At 64.1% G+C, this 2,708-nt stretch carries 3 protein-coding genes and 1 pseudogene; 3 read left to right on the forward strand and 1 reads right to left on the reverse strand.

Going from position 1 to position 2,708, the window contains the following annotated elements:
• Nucleotides 1–416, reverse strand: a 416-nt coding sequence (locus EOA29_RS32015) for a peroxidase family protein (protein WP_348628927.1), incomplete at its 3' end; no start/stop codon positions are given.
• Between the two features lie 139 nt (nucleotides 417–555).
• Between EOA29_RS32015 and EOA29_RS32020 the strand changes: the two genes are divergently transcribed.
• The 3 genes and pseudogenes from EOA29_RS32020 to EOA29_RS32030 all read left to right on the forward strand — a co-directional run.
• Nucleotides 556–1,464: a hydrogen peroxide-inducible genes activator gene (locus EOA29_RS32020; RefSeq protein ID WP_127222120.1), complete on the forward strand. Its 909-nt coding sequence runs from the start codon at nucleotides 556–558 to the stop codon at nucleotides 1,462–1,464.
• A 102-nt stretch (nucleotides 1,465–1,566) separates the two neighbouring features.
• The gene (locus EOA29_RS32025) at nucleotides 1,567–2,391 is read left to right on the forward strand and encodes an N-formylglutamate amidohydrolase (protein ID WP_126092606.1); all 825 of its coding nucleotides are present in this window, start codon (nucleotides 1,567–1,569) and stop codon (nucleotides 2,389–2,391) included.
• Nucleotides 2,388–2,708 (forward strand): annotated as a pseudogene (locus EOA29_RS32030) (flavohemoglobin expression-modulating QEGLA motif protein); the annotation flags it as partial. The gene EOA29_RS32025 and the pseudogene EOA29_RS32030, both read left to right, overlap by 4 nt.

Below are 2,708 nucleotides of genomic sequence, written 5' to 3' on the forward strand. Positions count from 1 at the left end.
GGCCAGAGCAGCCGGCGCGCCTTGTCGAGATTGGCGTTGTCCGGCCAGCTGTTCAGCGGCGCGAAGCGCTGCTGACCGGCGCCGGCGCCGCCGCGGCCGTCGCCGATGCGATAGGTGCCGGCGCTGTGCCAGGCCATGCGGATGAAAAGCGGCCCGTAATGGCCGAAGTCGGCCGGCCACCAGTCCTGCGAATCCGTCATCACCTTGTGCAGGTCCTTCACCACCGCATCGAGATCGAGGCTCTGGAATTCCTTGGCGTAGTCGAAGTCCTCGCCCATTGGGTCAGAGAGGTTCGACTGCTGGTGGAGAACGCCAAGGTCGAGCTGGTTCGGCCACCAGTCGCGGTTGGTCCGGCCGGCGGATCCATGCGCCACGGGGCATTTGCCAGCGCTGTTGTCGTCGGTTTTCGCGTCCATCTTACTCTCCGATTTTGCCGAGTTTGAATTGGGTTTCCGGGGCGGCCAGCGGCCGCGCCAATCTGGAACGATTCCAGACTAGGGCGGCTTAACGATAAAGACAAATTGCCTTTCCTGTTTTTTCCGATAGGATTTCCTTATGATCGGTCTCACCGTCAGGCAGATGCTTTATTTCGACGCGCTGGCGCAGACGCTGCATTTCGGCCGCGCCGCCAAGCTTGCCGGTGTCAGCCAGCCGGCGCTCTCCGCCCAGATCGCCGAGATGGAAGAGCGGCTGAGCTGCCCTCTGTTCGAACGCGGCGGCAAGACGGTGCGGATGACCGACGAGGCGCTCGTCCTGCAGCCGCGCATCGAGCGCATCCTTGCCGACATACGTGACGTAGAGACGACTGCGCGGCGCGGCCGTCCCGCCATGGAAGGGCGCTTCCGACTGGGCATCATCCCGACGGTGGCGCCCTATCTCCTGCCGCGGGTCCTGCCTGAATTGAAGCGGCACTTCCCGGCGCTGCAGCTCGAACTGCGAGAGGCGGTGACTGCATCGCTGGTCGAGGACAGTGCCTCGGGCCGGCTCGACGCTTTCATCGCCGCGCTGCCGCTCGACCATCCAGGGCTGGTCACCGAAGAGCTTTTCCCCGACCGCTTCTTCCTTGCGGTCCCCGCCGGAGATCCAGCCTTCGCCTCGCCGCCGGTGCCGCCGGAAAGCCCGGCGCTGGAGCGCCTGATGCTGCTGGAAGAAGGGCACTGCCTGCGCGAGCAGGCGCTGGCCGTCTGCGGCAACGTGCGGCCGGTGGCGATGGCAAGCTACGGCGCCACGAGTCTGACGACGCTTCTGCAGATGGTGGCGCATGGGCTGGGCGTGACGCTGGTTCCCGAAATGGCGGCAAATGCCGCCGGCGTCATGCCGGATCTCAGGATCGTGCCGTTTCAGGAGCCGATGCCGCAGCGCATGATCTGCATGGCCTGGCGGCGCAACAAGGTGCGCCAGGACGAATGCTTGGAGCTGGCGAAGATCATCCGCGGGCTGGATCAGGCCGTGCTGGCGGCGTGAGGTGCCGGGCGAAGCCAGTTCTTCAGCGAGACAATGTGGTCGTGGTGCAAGCGTCAACCGGTTGGACCCGGAACCGTCCGCTCTCTCCACGCATTTCGATGGATGGTGAGCAAGCCCATTTTCAACAATGCTGCGAGCGGGTCACCGGCAGGCTGGACGATCAAGCTTGGCGATTCCCCCGTCATTGGCACGGCGATCCACAGCGGCTCCGACGTCGGGCGCGCTTGCCAGTCGCTCATGTGCATCCCCGACCCTGATCGGCTGCGGGAGGAGGATCCCTTCACCGAGCACTTCATTGCCGATTTCCCAACCCAGATTATCGTTCATCGATCGCGCTTCCAAGTCGATTTGAACCGAGCGCGCGAGGCTGCGGTCTATCGGTCGCCGGACCAGTCCTGGGGCCTGCACGTATGGCGAGAGCCACCGGCCGAGGACGTTGTGGACGAGTCTCTCGCCTTTCACGACGCTTTCTACAGCGAGCTCAGGCGTGTCCTTGCCGATGTCGAGACACGTTACGGCAGGTTCGTCCTTGTCGACGTCCACAGCTACAACCACCGGCGTGCAGGGCCGAAAGCAGTGCCTGCGTCGCAAGATGGCGCGCCTGATATCAATATCGGCACGTTCTCGATGGACCGCGCGCGCTGGGCGCCGGTCGTCGACGCCTTCACGGAGGCGCTGCGCGGCCAGGATTTCAACGGCGAGCCGATCGATGTGCGTGAGAATGTGTCGTTCCAGGGCAAGGGCGAGCAGGCCCGTTTCGTCCATGCCAATTTCCCCGGGACCGGGTGTGCCATAGCGGTCGAGTTCAAGAAGATCTTCATGGACGAATGGAGCGGCGAACCCGACTGGGCAGCGATCGAACGGCTGCGTTCCATGCTTGGGTCCACGGTGCCAGTTCTCGAGGCTGCGTTGCGGGGCATGACATGAAGCCAAAGCTCGTTGAGGCTATGTCTCCGTTGGCCAGGATCGAAGCGGACTTGGACGCGCTTTTCCGGGAGAGCAAGCCAATCCGCCGCGAGTTCGGCGACGGCAACCGTTTACACATCGATCGGCCGCTGCCGTTTCTCTGCGTCCATGTCGGGTCGCAGCAGCATGCGGCGTTCCAAATTGTTTCCGCCAACGCCTCCTATCTGATCGCTGCCGATAGTGACCTCGCCGGTGAGGTCGCGCGGCTGGTGGCGCGAAGGATGCGCGATCATTGCGGGGCATTCCTCGTGCTCGACATCGGCGAGTTGGCCGAAGAC

Origin of the sequence: Mesorhizobium sp. M1E.F.Ca.ET.063.01.1.1 (assembly GCF_003998155.1) — a bacterium.
Classification (GTDB): Bacteria; Pseudomonadota; Alphaproteobacteria; order Rhizobiales; family Rhizobiaceae; genus Mesorhizobium.

Bases quoted from the DNA above. Each gene is read 5' to 3' on its own strand.
- EOA29_RS32020 (WP_127222120.1), top strand. From the start codon at position 556: ATGATCGGTCTCACCGTCAGGCAGATGCTTTATTTCGACGCGCTGGCG.
- EOA29_RS32025 (WP_126092606.1), top strand. From the start codon at position 1,567: ATGGTGAGCAAGCCCATTTTCAACAATGCTGCGAGCGGGTCACCGGCA.